General features: G+C 32.7%; 16 protein-coding genes. 8 read left to right on the top strand and 8 right to left on the bottom strand.

All coding sequences use genetic code 11. The annotated features are described in order from the left end of the window. Nucleotides 1–37: 37 nt before the first annotated feature. The 5 genes from A5880_RS09570 to A5880_RS09550 form a co-directional block, all read right to left on the bottom strand. Nucleotides 38–427, bottom strand: a complete 390-nt coding sequence (locus A5880_RS09570) for a hypothetical protein (protein ID WP_336577069.1) — start codon at nt 425–427, stop codon at nt 38–40. A gap of 226 nt (nt 428–653) precedes the next feature. Then, complete coding sequence (locus tag A5880_RS09565) at nt 654–1541, bottom strand: AAA family ATPase (protein WP_336577245.1); 888 nt, start codon at nt 1539–1541, stop codon at nt 654–656. Further along, nucleotides 1538–2968: an AAA family ATPase gene (locus A5880_RS09560; protein ID WP_336577068.1), complete on the bottom strand. Its 1431-nt coding sequence runs from the start codon at nt 2966–2968 to the stop codon at nt 1538–1540. The genes A5880_RS09565 and A5880_RS09560 overlap by 4 nt, the downstream gene beginning before the upstream one ends. A gap of 168 nt (nt 2969–3136) precedes the next feature. Further along, nucleotides 3137–3706 carry an antirestriction protein ArdA gene (locus A5880_RS09555; protein WP_086330736.1) on the bottom strand — a complete coding sequence of 190 codons (570 nt, stop codon included), beginning with the start codon at nt 3704–3706 and terminating at the stop codon, nt 3137–3139. Nucleotides 3707–4078: 372 nt separating this feature from the next. After that, nucleotides 4079–4408 carry a helix-turn-helix domain-containing protein gene (locus tag A5880_RS09550; protein ID WP_086330735.1) on the bottom strand — a complete coding sequence of 110 codons (330 nt, stop codon included), beginning with the start codon at nt 4406–4408 and terminating at the stop codon, nt 4079–4081. 184 nt (nt 4409–4592) lie between these two features. On the opposite strand from A5880_RS09550, the gene A5880_RS09545 reads away from it, so the two are divergent. Together A5880_RS09545 and A5880_RS09540 are read left to right on the top strand one after the other, a co-directional pair. Further along, nucleotides 4593–7433 (top strand): LysM peptidoglycan-binding domain-containing protein, encoded by a 2841-nt coding sequence (locus tag A5880_RS09545; RefSeq protein WP_086330734.1) that lies wholly within the window; start codon nt 4593–4595, stop codon nt 7431–7433. A gap of 70 nt (nt 7434–7503) precedes the next feature. Then, a complete protein-coding gene (locus A5880_RS09540) occupies nt 7504–8601 on the top strand; it encodes a YgdI/YgdR family lipoprotein (protein ID WP_086330733.1) in 1098 nt (365 codons plus the stop codon). Between the two features lie 413 nt (nt 8602–9014). Here the strand turns inward: A5880_RS09540 and A5880_RS09535 are convergent, their stop codons facing one another. Next, a complete protein-coding gene (locus tag A5880_RS09535; protein WP_336577067.1) occupies nt 9015–9587 on the bottom strand; it encodes a hypothetical protein in 573 nt (190 codons plus the stop codon). Between the two features lie 345 nt (nt 9588–9932). Between A5880_RS09535 and A5880_RS09530 the strand changes: the two genes are divergently transcribed. The 6 genes from A5880_RS09530 to A5880_RS09505 all read left to right on the top strand — a co-directional run bounded on the left by A5880_RS09530 (nt 9933) and on the right by A5880_RS09505 (nt 14930). Beyond that, a complete protein-coding gene (locus A5880_RS09530; protein WP_086330731.1) occupies nt 9933–10331 on the top strand; it encodes a hypothetical protein in 399 nt (132 codons plus the stop codon). 53 nt (nt 10332–10384) lie between these two features. Continuing rightward, on the top strand, nt 10385–11764 hold the full coding sequence (locus A5880_RS09525) for a P-loop NTPase family protein (protein WP_086330730.1): 1380 nt from the start codon (nt 10385–10387) through the stop codon (nt 11762–11764). Nucleotides 11765–11917: 153 nt separating this feature from the next. Beyond that, complete coding sequence (locus tag A5880_RS09520; protein WP_086330729.1) at nt 11918–13066, top strand: replication initiation factor domain-containing protein; 1149 nt, start codon at nt 11918–11920, stop codon at nt 13064–13066. Beyond that, on the top strand, nt 13053–13430 hold the full coding sequence (locus A5880_RS09515; RefSeq protein WP_086330728.1) for a hypothetical protein: 378 nt from the start codon (nt 13053–13055) through the stop codon (nt 13428–13430). The genes A5880_RS09520 and A5880_RS09515 overlap by 14 nt, the downstream gene beginning before the upstream one ends. Before the next feature lie 90 nt (nt 13431–13520). Then, complete coding sequence (locus A5880_RS09510) at nt 13521–13721, top strand: DUF3173 family protein (RefSeq protein ID WP_086330727.1); 201 nt, start codon at nt 13521–13523, stop codon at nt 13719–13721. Between the two features lie 3 nt (nt 13722–13724). Next, entirely contained in the window at nt 13725–14930 is a 1206-nt protein-coding gene (locus A5880_RS09505; RefSeq protein WP_086330726.1) for a tyrosine-type recombinase/integrase, read from the top strand. A 310-nt stretch (nt 14931–15240) separates the two neighbouring features. Here the strand turns inward: A5880_RS09505 and A5880_RS09500 are convergent, their stop codons facing one another. Beyond that, nucleotides 15241–15864 (bottom strand): helix-turn-helix domain-containing protein, encoded by a 624-nt coding sequence (locus tag A5880_RS09500; protein ID WP_086330725.1) that lies wholly within the window; start codon nt 15862–15864, stop codon nt 15241–15243. A 244-nt stretch (nt 15865–16108) separates the two neighbouring features. Then, nucleotides 16109–16852 carry an Rgg family transcriptional regulator gene (locus A5880_RS09495; protein ID WP_336577066.1) on the bottom strand — a complete coding sequence of 248 codons (744 nt, stop codon included), beginning with the start codon at nt 16850–16852 and terminating at the stop codon, nt 16109–16111. Nucleotides 16853–17206: the final 354 nt, after the last annotated feature.

Here is a 17206-nt window from a genome sequence, read left to right as displayed (position 1 = left end):
TAAGTACATAAACTTAGCGTCGGAAATTATTTATTTTTTATCTCGCTCTAATATTTTCAAGACATAAGAGATATCCAGCAAAATCTCCCCAGCGTTTTCTATCTTCTGATGAACCGATTTTTTCTTTCCAACTAGTATCTAGTTCTAATTGTTCAGCTAACTTATGAAACGCCCTTAAATTGATCATAAAAGTGTTGTGATAGCTAGTTCTTAATTTATCCTTTTCCTGTTTCTCTTCTCTAGAAAAATAATTCCAGTTAGTTCTCATATTAGAATAGACTAAAGCTGAATCTATGACTTCTTTCCATAGCTCATGTAAGTATTCGTCCTTGCATTCCAGTATATTAAAAATAGAGTTGTAAATTTCCAATGATTCTTCGAAAGACATTGAATCATTTTTTTGTAGATAAGCATTATAATCAAACATTAATCCATCTCCTTTTTTGTTACAACACGCAAAATTAATTCAAATTTTTAAGTTATCTTTGATATTTTGTTTAATTATTTCAATTTCACTTATATTTTAATAATCTTTAATATAAAAAAATTCATTTATCACTTTAGAATAGTTAACTCCGACTTACAAATCATTAATTTTCTTTACCATTCCAATAATTTCAGCTGATCTAATAGTATTTTGGATTTATTAATTATTAGGATTCAATTCTCCAATAAGTCTTAAAATGATCTTCAGCTTTATTATCAATAAATACTTGTTCAAACATACTCAACAACTCTTTCTTAGTCTTTCCAATTGTTTCAGCAGATAAATCATCTATAGAATGCGAGTTAACGTTAAATATTTTCATATGTTCCTCTTTATTCTCATAAAAACTAACTTGGTTTATCTTATTAAACTTTATATAGGTTTCAATAATTCGTCTCATTGAATTAAGCATTGAATTTAATAAGTTCCTATTATATAACTCGGCTAGCTCTATCCATAAATATTCATAATGAGTGTTTAAATCTTCTTTTTCAGACATTATTTTTCTGAAATTTCGATCCTCTATTCTGTAAAAATTATTTTTATCATATTTTGATACTTCTATCATTTTACCAGTTGTCTTATCCAACTTCTTGTCTTTAAAGTTTCCATGGGGTTGAACATTTATATAAAAATGCGCATTATGTGTAAGACAAACGAAGATATCTTTATTTAAGTTAAACTTATCTTTGTACTTAGAACCTTGATATAATTTCTGCAATTCTGTAATTATCAAATATTGCATTGTATCGTCATTCGAGTTCATCGGATCATCTAAAATAATTATTTTAGGCTTAGAGTTTTGAATCTCAATATCACTTAAACTTTCTAAAAAGTATAAAAATGCTATTATATTTTTTTCACCAGTAGATATCTTATTAATATCGCGGACTTTTTCTCCATCTTTAATTAGATAATGCTCCACTTTATCTTCTTCTTTAACAAGACACAGCTCAAGGTTATTTTTTCCAGTCCCTTTTAACTTCATATTTATATTATCTACAGACTTAGATGTATCTTTTGTTTCCTTTAGAAGTTCTTTTTTTTCATTTATTTTTTTGTTATTTCACTTTCTAAGAATAATAGTGTATCTTTTGTTTGAACTGAATCACCTGTAATTTCTAAAATTTTTGAATCTACCATGGTTTCCGCAGCTTCTTTTAATCCTTCTAAAACATGGAGTAAATTTCGTTCTCCCTCATAACCTATCCAATTTTCTTTATATTCGCTTTTCTGTTCTAAGTATTCCGCAACATAGTGTAACCTTAAATTTGTTTTTGCTGCATCTTGCTCAATACTTAAATTTTGAGTAAAATTGTTATTATCCTCTACTATACTGTTAATTTCTTCCTCATATATACTAAAAGGTTCTGGAACTTCGTTTAATACTATATCAACACATCCAAATAAGTTTCTTGCTTTTTCATCTAATTTATTTTGCAGTTTTTGAAAAAATAGGTTGTACTCTGCTTTCTTTTCTTTTATTTCTAAATTACTATTTTTAACTCTTTCAAGAAATTTTTCATAGAAGAGCACTTCTTCTATATTATTAATACTATTAAGATTAATCAAATTTTGACTCATTTTATCATTAAGAGTTTGTATTTCCTCTTCCAATTCTCGAACTTCATTAACAGAAAAATAACTTTGTAGTTTCTCAGTTCTTGCTTTAGTAATTTCATTTCCACAAAAAGCACATGAATCAGTGTCCTTATGAATTTCTAAGCCTCGCTTAGCAAAAGCCTGCTTATCTGGTTCATCTTTTAATTCTTCTATTATTATTGTTTCCTTCACTCGTTTCTGTAACACACTGTTTGTTTCTTTTAGTAATCCCTCCAAATCAAACTTAGGAAAACTAAATTTTTGAACTACTTCTTTAGCTTTTTCCGCTAATATTTTTTCGAATTCTTGTTTTTTCTCTTCGTTTAATATGCATTTATTAGGAATATCCTGAATAAAATCCTGTTTATTATAAATAGGTTTAGTAATTTGAGGTTTATCTTGACTTTTTAATATTCTGGCTTGATCTTTGCAATACTTATCAATTTCTCGCTCCTTTTTTTGATAGTCTAAACAAGTGCGTTCTTTTTCTAATAACAACTCATGTTTTTCTATCCCTTCTTCTTGATAACTGGCACCCCATTGAAGTTGTTTCAGTAATAATTCTTTATCTTGCTTTTTTGAATATAATTCATCTATTTGTTTTTCAAGAGCAAGTAGTGTTTTTTGTATTTGAGTATTTTCCTTTCCTAAAACAACCGCATCAAGCTTATTATCAATTAAAATATTCTCAAAACCAGAAAAAATAAAGACATTATGAGTTTTAGTGAATTGAGTTTCAACTAATTTACATAATGTCGACTTACCCGCACCATTTTTCCCAAATATGAAATTTTTATTTTTGAAAACCAACTCTGTTTTTTGGGAAATATCAAATACTTCATATTCCTGTTCTGATAAATTCACAGCTATTTCACTCATCTACCTTACACTCCTCGCTTATTTTTCATTGTATCTATATGATACCGTATTCAAAAGACTTTTTCCTTATATTTTAATCATTTAAGATAAGAAGACTAAGCAAAATGAATGCATAGCCTTTCAAAAAGTTTACATATATAATGATGTATCAATTTGTATAAATATTTTCTACATATATTCGATGTAATATCTATCTACAAACTCTCCACTAGTCCCAAAATCATAATCTCTCCCAAGAGCTTCATAATCTATATAATTCGCCAAATGCTCAGGAATATCATAATATCCCAAATCTACCAAAGCATATCCCAACTTCTCATGATCGCTCACTCCTGTATCATCCAATTCAATAATAGTTACCTCAGCATCTCTATTTTCTGCAATCACTCGAACTACTTCATCTGGATAACCCATATACTCTTCCAAACTATCATACCTTTCTGCTAAAGATTGAGGAAAATCATACTCTCCTACAGAAAATGGCACATCATAATCAGTAATAAAATACTCTTCATACGAATAACTAAATTCATCTACAAACTCATTTCCCACACAAATCGTTTGATAGGCTTGTGCCAAGTCTTCCTCGTCAAATGGAAAGTGTAAATACACACCTAACAAAAATCCTTCATTGTAAGCTTTCAAATTAGTTAAATATATCCAATGATCACTATCTCCGCCAACTCTTTTTCCGTCTTGTTCCATCATCATTTCTTCTGTTACTCTTACTAATTCCATCTTAATCTTCCTCTCTTTGTCTTTTTGACCATCCATTTTGTTTCGAGCCGAGGCGCAGGTTGTTAGGATGCAATCCTGACGATTTTCTCTTCTCTTTTAGTTTTCAAAATTTATGTATCAACTTTCAATGAATGGTTCATTTTGCTCTTTCGCTTTCGGCGCAATTGACACAGCAATTTTTTTGATTGATGGAAAGGACGAAGTATTCGAAGGCTCGCCTGATTCCTTGTAGGCAATCAAACAAAATTGCTAAATTGCATCGTTCGAACTCGAAAGGGCAGAATGGAACATGACAGAGAGACATAAGGTTGGAAAAGTAAAACACGTAAAAAAAGAAGCTTGCGTATGCAAACTTCTACCAACTCATCGTCTTTAATTGTTTTTGTTTTTCTCAATGTCTAAAATGCTATCAATGACATCTAAAATCTCGTCTTGCTGAGAAGATAAAGATAACTTATTCATGATTCTTGTTTTCTTATCTGCTGTTTCTATATTGAAAGAGAAGAATGTAGGATAATCAATTTCCAAGGCTGAAATTATCTTATCAAGAGTTTTCAATTGTAGATTGCTACTAACGCCTCGTTCCACTCGACCTAAGAAATTTGAATTGATATCTGCCTTTTGTGCTAGTATTTCTTGACTCATGCCTTTACTGATGCGAATCTCTCTGATTCTTTTTGACACTTCACTATCAAGCTGCATTGGATTCACCTCTAATGTTAAATTTGTCTTCCTCTTAACTAAGATTAAACTGTTTCTGCTCAAAATATCACATCTCAAAAGTACGATTAACTATTATTTATAGTTCTTAAAAGTACGTTAACGTGATATAATAGTACTTGTTCAGAAAAAATACAGTAAATATTAAAAGGAGAGTGAGTATTTTATGAAAAATACGAAGAACAAGAACATGGTTAATGCAACTGAACAAAAATACCGCGCTAAGATGGTAAAAGGAAAGAAAGGCTGGCTGATTAAGGGAATGCTATTTTCTACCTTATTATTTGGCGGAGCATTCTTAGTAGAGTCAGAAACTGTACAAGCTGCTGAGTGGCAAGTTAATTCAGTGGAAACAATCAAAGCAACACTAAAAGAAAATCAATCATCCTACACATTTGTTGAAGGAGATACCTTCTATAATATTGCGCTCGCTGTGAACGTAAAATGGGAAACCCTAATGACCGCTAATGGATTTGAGTTAGGCTCTCAATACTCTGTACCTGTTGGAACAACGATTTCTTTTGTTGGCTCCAAAATGACTGTGACTAATGCAGCAGGAGAGGTTATTAGCGAAACACAGCTTAACAACAATGATAAAATTGATACAACACAGCCATTTGCTGGACAAGCAACAACAAATCAACCTGCTAAAACCAATACAGGTACTAACAATAAACCGAATGCTTCTCTTCCAATAACTAAACCTTCAACGCCATCAAAAAATCCTACAGCAGATAAAGAACAGGCTGAATCTCAACTGGAAGAAGTTGAAAAGGATAAGGAACAGGTTGAAAAAGAGAAAGAGGAAGTTGAAAAAGAACTGGCAGCTCTTAATGAAAGCAATAACGGTACTTTATTAGATTTACAAGCGAAACGTGATGATTTGCAACAAAAAGTGGAAGAGGCACAAACAGCCTATGATCTTCAATTGGCTGCTGTAACAAATGCAGAAGCTAAAGTAGCTGAGGCTACGACAGCTCAAGCCACTGCTCAAACAACCCTAGAAAATGCACAAACGACACTTGCAACTGCTCAAGCCAATGCAGATGCTGCTCAGAATCGTGTAAATGATGTGCAAGCACAAATGGATGCTTTAACAGAACAAGCAACCACTGCAAATGATGCAGCAGCTCAAGCAAAACTAGCTGCATTACAATTAGAAATGGATGCTGCTCAAGCCAATTTAACAACCTATCAAAATGAATTAAATGTAGCCACTGATAACTTGACAACTGCTCAAACTAACTACGATAGAGCAACAACACAATTAACAACTGTAGAAGCTGAACTTGCCACAGCACGAGCGAATGTAGAAGCTGCTCAAGCAGCTTTAGTAACAGCTGAAACACAATTAAATAGCTTGCCTGAAACGGTGATAGCTTCAACAGTAGAAGAAGCAAAAAAACTTCAAAAACAATTAGCTGATTTTGAAGTACGTCTCAAAGAATTAGATACACAAATTACGACATTAAAAGATAAAATTGAACAGCTGAATCAGCAAATTGCACAACTAGATCAACAAGCCGACCAAAGCAAAAAAGATTTTGAAGATATCAAAGACTTCGCCAATAATGTTGTAGAAAATTTACCAGATGAAACACCAGTAACAAATGCAAACGACACAGCGAATAACACAGAGAAGGAATTGCCAGAAATAAATAATGGTGGCACAACAGCGCCATCTAATGAAGATAAATATGTGACGGTGAACGTTGATGAAGCTGGAAACGTACTAACTGACTTAACTGGCTATGTAAAAGTATCAGAATCAGAAGCGGTTAAAACAGTTGAAACCTTACCAAATGGGAACACAATAACCACTTATACAACAACCGTTACTTACCATAAAACAATCAATACAGATAAATCCGTAACCTATCATATTGATGAGGCAGGAAATCCAATTGATGAAGCAGATTTAGTGAATTACATCGAGCTAAGTCGTGATAATAGCGTGACAGTTGAAACCTTGCCTAATGGTGACACTGTAACGACTCAAATTACAACAATTGTTTATCGTAAAACGAACAATACAGATAAGCATGTGACGATCACGATTGATGAAGCTGGCAACGTTATTACTGATTTAACTGGCTACACAAAGATTTCCGAATCGGAAGCCGTTAAGACAGTAGAGACGTTACCTAATGGTGATACAGTGACAACCTATACAACGACGATCACTTATCACAAAAATGTAAATACTGATAAACATGTAACCATCAATGTAGACGAATCTGGAAAAGTTCTCACAGACTTAACAGATTATGAAAAAGTATCAGAATCAACGTCAGTAAAATCAGTTGAAACGCTACCTAACGGAGACACTATAACAACTTACACTACTACTGTGACGTATAAGAAAAAAGCTACTACAACCGATCCGATTATCGATAATATTTTATCTTCTACTGATAAAAAAATTACTGATATAAAGAATCAAGTAAGTAAAGATGATACAGCCGTTTCACTTGAACAAGCTCGTGAATTAACGGATGCTGAATTGACAGCTAAGGTAGCAGAAGAATTCGCTAAAATGGTTCAAGCAGAACAAGCGAATTACAAGTACAATCAAACGAATCTAACGACTGATGATAAAGTCGGTGATCGCACCTCTTCTCGTGCAGTCGAGGTAATGTACAATTTCGACCACGCTAGACCAGAAAACGATCTGGAAGATGGCACATACAAATTATCTTATAATACAGGCGATACACAGATGGCGAACACAACAGAAAATATTTCTCAGTCTACAATTTCAGCATCTAAAGTGAATGGCGATTCAAGCGAGTTAGCCAAGCTAATTGCACAAGCAATGTTCCAACAATACATTGAAGAAGAACGTGCTGCGTATCTAGCTGGAAATACATCGGCTGCCATGCACTATTCTAATATTGCTGCAAAAGGATATACTGACATGTCGGTTGGTGTATTTGTAGTGAAACAAGGCAATAACTATGTTGTTACAACTACAGTTATCACAGGTAATCACTCAACAGCAAGATAATATCGTTTCTAGGTGGCAGTTATTTGTCACCTAGTATTTTATGCTTAATCTTATATAAGGTGGTTTCAATATGAAAAAATATACCTCACTAGCTACGATACTTATTTGTATCTTTCTATTAAGTGCTTGTTCAACAAAAAATACGGTAAAAGAAAATAATGGACAATCTACAACAACAAAGAAAGATGATCCAGAAGAAAGAAAATTATTAACTGTTGAAAATTCAATTATTGATAATAAAGAGCTCCAAATTTGGTATGAAGTCGATTCAGATGATCTTGATAACGCAAAAGATGCTAGTGTCTATCATTTATATTTAATCAAAAATAATGAAATTGCTTCATTAATATTAGATTATCCTATAGACTATGACCACACCAACCCAGAACATGAAAATGCACAAGAAAAGAAGCCTCTTACACTAGGTGAAATATCGAAGTTAGAAAAAACAGATACCATCATGAAAGAAGTAAAACAGCGATATAAAAATAACAGTGATAAAGGCTATGGTAATAATGAAGTATTTGACTTCTATCCTCTTACCTATGAAACTGAAACAGATGGGACAGGAAATAATGTAGAGGAAATTATCTTATCCTATACAAACAAGGAACAGAAAGAGGATCAATTAACGTTTTATAAGCCTACTAGTGGGCAAGTTGTTTATGATAATATTTTCATTGGATACTGGAATCACGTTTCTTCAAAAGAATCTGGCGATGAATACACTCGCCAAGCCTTGAAATTAGAAACAAATAAAAATGCATTATTTGTTTGGGATGAACCTGATTTTGGACAACTGGAAACTAAGGATTCAAAAGAACCTACGAACAAACAGAAATCAGCTCAATCACCCGACTTAAAACCAGTTACAATCGCTGCATTAGTTGCTCAAAAAATTTGGCCTGCCGCAACATCTATGCCAGTAATCGGCTATACAAATAATGGTGATGATTATGTTGTCAATCAAGGAGAGTCTCCATATTCGATACAGTTTCAAGTAAAAGACGATCAAATCTTAATTTTACCTGAATCAAAAGAAGCACCTAATACTGAATACTCACTTGCTGAACTTGTAAATGAATTTTACTCTGATTCTTCGTCTAAAGAATTGACTAATTTATTGACACAACAAATGTCTCAGACGAATTATGAAAGTGGTAAATAGTTCTAAATACAACGACGACCGTTTCACAATCAACAACTACAGAATCAAGAAAAATGAATGCATTAAAGAAGCTTATCAAGAAGCAAGTGCAAAGGGGTTTACACATTTCGCCTATTTTTTGGGATGTTACTTTGGTTGCTATCTTGGTATTTTTCGTTTATTCTAGGATGGTTTGTAATAGGAAAGTATATCTAACCATCGCTATATGATGATTAGACTTAATACATTAACAAACAATTATATATTTATTAAGAGAGTCACCCAGCAATTTTGCTTACTGGGTGACTCTCTTTATCTTTTCTTTGAATGGCTCTTTATATCTTGTAAAAACCTAATAATAGTCGCTTGATTTGATTCGTTTTTTATCTTATCTGAGGAAGTGTTTCGAGTTCGTTCATTATCAATAACTTCATTTAATACCTTGTTTCTAAAATTTTCAGAAGGAGATTCTTTTTTAATGGTTCTTCATTTATCTTTTTAACATAAAGATTCTTCACATCATTTACAAAATTAGAAAAGAAACTCAAATAGTTAGCACTTATATTTTCTGTAGAGTTTATTAGATACTCATCCATTATTAATTTGCTTCGTTGTAAATTTTTAAACTCCTTTGCACGTATAGGGAAGCTCTTTTTAAATGTATGTTCTTGATCAAAATTTTTATTTATAAAGTTAACAAATTCAGTTTTAGTTATTAATTCAATAAATTGTTTTTGATCTAAGAATGTTTTCTTTGCCCTAGTAGTTTCAGCCACTTGTTTCACTAGTTTGTTTAATTGATTCCGATTATGTGAGTAGTCAATAGACATCGAGATGTTAAAAGTAGAATCAATAAAGTCTCTTAAATCACCTGTACTAATCTTAAATTCTTTTGCTTCACATTCATGATCTGGTGAAAAACTGTGCCCTACACGATTTAAAGCTGGCGTATAGTCTGAGTATATATCATTCAATTTTCTTATGTCAAAAGTGATTTGATTGCCCATAATTATGCCCCTCTTTTCAAATAGTTAGTTTTTTTACAAATATACCATATAAATAAGCTTTTAAGCAACGTCTGAATCCGATAAAAGTTAGTTTTGCAGGTTAAATAATGATAAACTAGTGTTAGAAATTAAGAGAAAGCATTTTATAGTTACACAAATTGATCTTTGATAACCAAATAAAAATTAATTGACCAATTTAAGTGAAGTCAGAAAAAGCTTCTTAATTTATATTGAGACGTCAATATAAAAACTGTTGAATTCAACAATAAATAACAGCTATGCCAGCGAATAAAATAGGCAGTTAGAAAAGTTTAGCTAACTTTTCTAACAAAGGAAGGAACTCTAATGGCACTAAAAGCACTGAATAAAATAAAAAGACCAGTTCAAATCGAACTAGAAGCAATTCAAAAAAGCTGGAAGTTAGAGGCTCTATCACAGGAACCTTACTATGCGCACACGGATGAACACCATGTAACCCCACTGGGAACCAAGACAACTGTTGTTATCACCTCCGATAGTTTCGACTATGGCGAAAAAGGCTCTGAACTGAATCTTTTCGAAAAACTCACAATCAAAACACCAGTGGAAATGAAACCAGCACAATTCAACAAACGTCAAGAAGTAAAAATTGTTTCCTTATCAAAAGCTACAACGTATGGAGATTATCAAAATCAGTTATCCCTTGAAGGTATCTTAATGGATGCTAAAGAATATGAAACACGTCTAAAACAACAACAAAAATAAACCAGATAATTACAGAGCTGATTCATTCAGCTCTGTATCTAGGAGGGTTTCACATGAAGAAGAATTCCCCTGTTCCTCAGGCTTCCTCAAATGCAAAAGTAATGAGTGTCGCTCACCGCAATCTAAATTACTGTGTCAGTCTAGTAATTATCTTGATTGCAGCTTTCGCAGTTAATCGCATTATTATGCATTACAGCCAATCCATTTTACATGGTTGGGGCTATGACAAGCTGAAACTACTGCAAGTACTGCTAATCGTTACTTTCATAGTCTCTATTGTTGCTCTGCTACTGATATTTTCTGTAAAGTTCAGTATTAGAAAATACGGAATCAAGCGTTCTGTTTGGTTATTCAACATTTATCGATCTCTCGATAAACAATTAGTAGATGCGAAGCTATATTCAGAATATGCAAGTCGAGCTAATGGTCAAAAGTTAGCTAAAACACCTAAAATTCAATTGCAGTGGTTGGATAGTGAGCAACGCTTAATTGTGCAGCTAAAATCTTCTTTACAGCTATCTGAAAAATTGTTAAAACTCAATATTTCACCTGCTTTAAAGGACTTCGTTTTAGAAAACTGTTACTCAAGTGAAGATAATAATTGGATTATCTATGAATGTTATCAAGTAAATATTGATACACAAATTATTGCTCAGTCACTTGATGAATTTAAACATGTAATCTCAAACGATCAGTACACCGTCACTGTTGATAAAAACTTAGAATATGAGCTACATCATTCTATGCTCGTTGGTCAAACAGGAAGCGGTAAATCATATAGTCTTTACAGCTACGTACTCCAAGGTCTTCTAAAAGATTGGAATATGTATATCGCTGACCCAAAAGCCACATCCATGAGTATTATCGGTGAGATGATTGGTAATAGCGCCTGTTCTGTGGAAGAAATCTTGTCTCTGTTAGAAACATTTGATAAAGGCATGCAACAACGGAAAATGGTACTGAGAGCAAGATTACAAGAAGGTTTAGATTTATCTTACAGCGATTTTCACATGAAACCAAACGTCTTTATGTTTGATGAGTACGCTTCATTCATCCAATCACTAAAAGTGGAGAAAAAAGATGTACGTGATAAAGCAATGAAAATCATTACAAACATTATTCTCGAAGGTCGCCAATTAGGTTGTTTTATCATTCTTGCTCTTCAAAAAAGTGATGCGGACATCGTAAATACACTGATTCGTGATCAAATGATTTTCAAATGTGTCTTAGGTGATTCCGAAGATTTAACTTATGTCACCACATTTGGGCAAGGTGTTCAGATTCCAAATGCAAGAATGGTTACTGGCAGAGGCATCTATACGCTATCTGGAAAAACCAACAAGCCTTCATTGTGTTCTATGCCTCGGCTATCTTTTAACATCTATGAAGCAATTAAGAGCTTAACAACGACTAAAAAAGTGAATAATGATTGAGTTTCGCTCATTACCATGCAAAAACATTCACATCGCCTGTGCTGCGCAGCAGCTAAAGGCGGTGTGCCAAGTGTGGGCATTAGTAATGACCCACACTCAACAACTAACAATTATTGTTGTCGATGAAACAATTAATTGGAAAAGAGGTGTCTAATGGCAGTAACCGTAAAAGTAGATGAAATGAGTCTAGTGTTCACTTCATCTGAGATTGATTCACTAGATGATTGGCAATCTCAAGCACAGCATCTTGTAACACTGATCGATACTATCTTAGAATTGAGCACTGTATTTGATAGACCGTCTATCAGTGAAAAAGGATTTGCAGGCTATACAACTGTGCTTAAATATGATAATGATAAAGCTTTTATGCTACAAGTGTGTTACAACGAAATGATGCCAAACATGGGAGTCTATGTACATTTTTCTGGACAAGCATTTAGTAAATACTTGTTCACTAGAGATGTCATTGCATCCAAAGTCATACAGGATTTCAAAAAACTGGAAGACTACTATGAAGGGGCTGCTCATATTTCAAGGATTGATATTGCCATTGATTTTCTTGATGAAGGTCTTTCTGTAGCGACTATCTATGATCGTCTAGTAAGTGAAGTTGACTATCTTGTAGACAAAAATGATCGCAAAAACAGCAGTAAAATTAGTGCCGTTGTCAACAATCAGATTGTTAATACCATCTACGTTGGATCAAAAAAGAAAAATACTCGCTTACTTATGAGAATCTATGATAAAAAGCTTGAACAGCTAGACAACGCACAACATGCAACTCACTATACAGAAGCAAAGCACTGTGACGATTGGGTGAGGTTTGAAGCAAGCTTTAGGCAAATGTACGCTCATCAAATTAGTGAAGAGCTTGTAAAAATTGAAACGAAAGAAGAACTGAGTGGCTTTCTTTTTAGCACCTTCTGTGAAAAATATCGTTTCTATAATGTATTCGATGAAACCTATACCACATTAACTAAAGTCATGCTCGCTTATTCAGATGGTCTCTCGGATATCCTTGACGGACGAAAACCACAGGAATCAAACTTAGAGGTTTCAATTAACTACCTCTGTACTGGTTCAGGTTTAATGCCTACGTTCTATAAAATCTATGATTTCTACGGACAAAAAGGAATTAACAACTTCATTGGCTACCTATTCGACTACTACAACAATGCCTATGAAGCCAATAGAGATGCTTATAACTACATCATGAAATATCGTGAAGAATATCAAGGAAGAAAGAAATTTCCATGGCGTGATCTGTCATTGAAAGGAGGCGAAAAAGATGGAAAATCTTAATCTATTAGCATTCAAAGCTCGCAATCTAGAAATAAGCAATGAATTTTATCAGAGCTTAGATGAATCTAAAAAATTCGAAACGTATCTAATGGCTAAATTCATCAATGATAGTATCCTATTCGCAAACGATTCTACCTTAGTAGAAGACCTGTTTGATTTATGGGATGTGTATTTTTCCAAGATTCATCAGAATCCAAGCATTGGTAATCAACTCGAACTGGAAAAAGAAAGGTTTAACAACCTTCTAATCGACGATCCAGAAAATGTACTCATCAGCAGTTACTTCAAAGTATATTTCTTTATCTCACTTGTCGAAAGGAATAAACTAAATACTCACTATTCAGCCGACGAAAGCAAAGAATAGTGAGCGTTACAAACATTATGCGGATAGCAGTAGTACTACCCACTGCTGCTATTATCGCATGTTTAAGCGATGAAAGAAAGTAGGTATCTTATGTATAAAAACAACATGGTCTCAAGAGTAGACCTCGAAAAATTAGGATTTAAAAAGCATCAAGCTACTACGATTATTCGACAGGCTAAACTTAAACTTGTAAACAGTGGTGTAGCCTATTATAATAATAAAAGAGTGGGTATTGTCCCACGAAAAATAGTTGAAGAAATTATCGGTGTTCCTCTTGAATCGGAGGAATAACGAATGGCAAAAACAAAGTACCCTTGTGTCTATCAAGATACTAAAGGTCGTTTTTCATATCTAATTGAACTTGGTTTAGACAAAACCACTGGCAAACGGATTCAGAAAAAAGGGACGAAGGATCAATTAGGGAAACGTTTTGCAACCGCTAAAGAAGCGCATAAAGAAGTGACTCGAATCAAAAGTGAATACATGAAAAGAAATGGCTATGCTAACTATGACTTAACCTATGATGAATTTATGGAGCATTCCTACATTCCGCATTATAAATCATCTGTTCAGCGTAGTACATGGAGCTCTCGTGAATGTGGACTAAAGCAAATCACTGATTACTTTAATGACAAAAAGCTACGAGATATCTCTGTAGTAGATTGCGAAGGCTATCGAATTTGGTTACTAACTAAAAGTGGCTACTCCCAAGCGTATAGCTCGCTCATGTATGGCATGTTTCGCAAGTCATTAGATTACGCTGTTTTATTAGAGTTTCTCACTGAGAATATCTCTAAACGAACAAAAGCAATCCCTAAAGGAAAATCAATTGTAGCTTATTGGACAAAAGAAGAATTCGAAAAAGTATTATCCGTCATCTACAAAGAGGATTTCTATGAGCATATGTGCTTCACGATGATTTGGTTGTACTATATGACAGGTATTCGAGTCAGTGAAGGCTTAGCATTAAATTGGAACGATGTTGACCTAAAACGTCAAAAATTACGTATTCATCATACATTAGATATGAAGAATCATAATGACTTCGCCAGAAAGCCTTATACTAAAACTGAGAGTGGTATGCGTGTTATCTCATTAGATGATGATACTGTTCGTATCTTGGCAGAATGGAAAAAAATCCAAAAGAAGCATGGTGTAGAACAATTCATTCTAAGCTATACTGACTTACCATTGTATCGTTCTACAGTACAACGTGTTATTGAACGCTATGCAAAATTGGCTAAAGTTCCTGCTATTCAAGGCAAAGGATTGAGACACTCTCATGTCAGCTACTTAATCAATGAATTTAACGCTGATATTCTAGTTGTCTCACGACGATTAGGTCATTCTAGCCCAGAGATCACACTCAAGCATTACGCTCACCTGTGGAGTAGAAATGATGAAGGCATCGCCGAACAAATGACTGGTAATATTCAATTTACTTTTGCTAAAGAATCAAAAGTTGCAATTTTTAATGGAAATCAGGCAGTAAAATTTTAACCCTACCATTTCCCTACCAAAACGATGTTTTCTGGTGATAAACGTTGATATAACAGTGTTTTAAACTTGAAAATTACGTGGAGTGGGAGTAAATAAAAAAGCTTTGGAAGTCCTTATTTTTAGGAGCTTCTAAAGCTTTTTTTGTAATAACAATTCTTGAATATTTTTACTGTAAATCCATTTTATAGTAATACCATCATTCATTTGGCTTGGTTGATAATCAACTATATCATTATTACTCCATTTGAAACCATAATCTAGCTTAAATATAAATGAGTATTCATAAGTAAATACTTTTTCCCTTTGTTAACTAACCTAGTCCCTCCATTATTTCAGTGTACAATTTTTCAGTGTTTAGTATGCCGTAATCTCTTTTCGAGATAGCTATAACAGGTGTTTCAGGAAACTTTTTCTCTATCTCCTCTTTAGCATATCCAAATGTAGGGGTTAATAATATGATATCCGCTTGCTCTCCATATAGATCAACTTTATTAGAATTATAGGTTTCAATTGTAATGTTCTTCTCTTTCTTCTTCATAAGCAATTCTAGTTTTCTGTTTAGAAGTTGAGTCTGCAAAAGCCCCTCATCTGTGATAAAACTAAATACAACATCAAAAATAATAACTTTTTTCTCTTCTTCTCCGACGGAAACATTCTCCGAATTCACACTCTGTACTTTTTTCATTTTCTTACTTCCTTTCATCTTAGAAAAAAGAGAATCAAAAAAATTTTGACTTTTGTTACCTAAAATATCATCAACAGAAACATTGAAATAGTGACTCAAATTTAAAAGTGTTTGTAAATCTGGATTACTCTCATTGCGTTCCCATTTTGATATAGCTTGTGGGGTAACATTCAAAGTTTTCGCCAAAGCCTTTTGAGTTAATTTTTTTGACAGTCTTAATTCTTTTATTTTTTTTCCTACATCTAACATTAATATACCTCCTTCGGAGTAAATTTATCAATGAACTATTTGTTGAATAAAGATAAATCTGACTCAACTATTCGTTGAATTCCCTTCTAGCTATAGTATAAATCATTTTTTTCATTATGTTAACTTAAAACAGATTATTCAAATATAAAAAATGAATCATATAAATCTTTATGCATACGGAATAAATTTGTTGAATTCAGTAAATGAAAAATGTTTAAAGATTCTTTGATTTTGGCTTTTCCTTCTACTTCTCCATTATAAGCTTCAAAAAAACCAGTCCAAAAAAGCAGAATGTTTTTTTCAAAAGAGCATCCTCTTCTAAAAAAAGTTCTTTAGCTGAATTAAAAATCCTTTTTGCTTTTTTAAAATCAGAATTTTGAATGTTACATGCAGTGACATTAATCAGCAACTGGAATAACTCTCTATTATTATTTTTGTATAGATTATACGAATAATTCTTTTTTATAATTTTTTGAACTAGTATATTTACAATGTCAATATCAAAAGAAAAAATACTATTATTAAATAGCACTATTTCATATCTTGTCCATTCTTCAATTTCTAAAAGATAGTGAACTAACTTATTTTCAGAAGAAGAAACATGAATACTTTTCAATCTATTAATTAGTGCATCACATAACCACTGTAAATGAACAATTTTAGAATTTTGATTCATCGTTTCCATTTTCTCCCTCACAGCTTTCAATGTTAAATCATCTTTTTTTAAATAAGCAACTTTAATGTCGTGCATTAAACCTTCATTAATTTGCCAAGTTTGTTGGTTACACAGAAAAAAAAATTCATCATACGTCACATTTAATTTTTCAATTATATGATTGAAATTTGTAATTGAGGTTTCAATTTCATTATTAACAATTCTAAAATATGTAGATTCTGAAAAAAAATCCTTACATATATCCTTTATTTTTATATTTTTACTTTTTTGAATTTTTGAAATAGTCTCCCCGACAGTTATCCTGATTTCCATCTTGTTCTCTCTCCCCTATTAATAGTATAAAAATTTGACAATACAGCTAGATAATGACTTACAAACTAAGTTTAACGTTTTCACACTCAATTTGATTCTCCCAAATATGCAAGTTTTGCCGGAAGTCACCTAAAGTTCGAATATAATAACACTAAGTCAAACGTATTTAGTTAGGAGAATAATATGTGGTATTTATTGCTATTCACTTACTAACTCTAATTCGGCGTTAATAGAGATAATTTTTGAGATTGGGATCCAGGGTATTAGTTCCCTTAAAACTAAAAATAATAAGAAAGGAGTACAATACTATGAGTTCATTTTTAAAGAAAATCAGCGCTACAGAAGTCAACAGTG

This window comes from Enterococcus sp. 4G2_DIV0659 (assembly GCF_002140715.2).
In the GTDB taxonomy this organism is placed as follows: domain Bacteria; phylum Bacillota; class Bacilli; order Lactobacillales; family Enterococcaceae; genus Enterococcus_L; species Enterococcus_L mansonii.
The sequence above is the reverse complement of the archived record's forward strand: the minus strand, read 5'-3'. Positions and strand labels throughout refer to the sequence as shown.